This window comes from Sulfitobacter sp. HNIBRBA3233 (assembly GCF_040149665.1).
Taxonomy (GTDB): Bacteria; Pseudomonadota; Alphaproteobacteria; order Rhodobacterales; family Rhodobacteraceae; genus Sulfitobacter; species Sulfitobacter marinivivus.
On the sequence record NZ_JBEFLP010000018.1, the window covers coordinates 1 to 572 of the forward strand.

Consider the following 572-nt stretch of genomic DNA (forward strand, 5'->3'; position numbering starts at 1 on the left):
TGCCAATCTGCGCGACTATGGGGTCGTCTCTCTGGGTGCCGCAGAAGGCGGGTTTCGTAACATGATCAACAACACACGGCCCGTGCGGACGCCCGAGGATGTCGAAGGTGTCAAATACCGCACCATGCAGAACCCGGTCTTCATCGAGATGTTCTCGTCGCTTGGCGGCAGCCCGGTTCCGATGGCCTGGGGTGAAGTGTTCACCGCCATGCAACAGGGCACGGTCGACGGTCTGGAAATCCCCACTTCTGTTGTCAATTCCAACAACTACGCCGATGTGACCAAGTTCCTCAGCTTTACCCGGCACACCTATTCCGCGATCCATCTGCTGATGTCGGAGCGCAGCCTTGAGCGACTGCCAGAAGACGTGCAGCAGGCGGTGATGGATGCGGGCGAGGCTGCGATTGCAGCACAGCGTCAGGCCGTAGCGGCAGCAGAGGCCGATGTGGTTGCCGCCCTGCAGGAGAAAGGCATGGAGATCAACGATATCGATGATGTCGCCGCATTCCGTGCCAAGGTCGGGCCGGTTTACGAGCGCTTCGAGCCAACCATCGGCACCGAACTGCTTGAGA

At 59.8% G+C, this 572-nt stretch carries 1 protein-coding gene; it reads left to right on the forward strand.

What is annotated here, in order from left to right; translation table 11 throughout:
- Nucleotides 1-572: TRAP transporter substrate-binding protein (locus ABMC89_RS18985; RefSeq protein WP_349570799.1), on the forward strand; the 572-nt coding region annotated here is incomplete at both ends.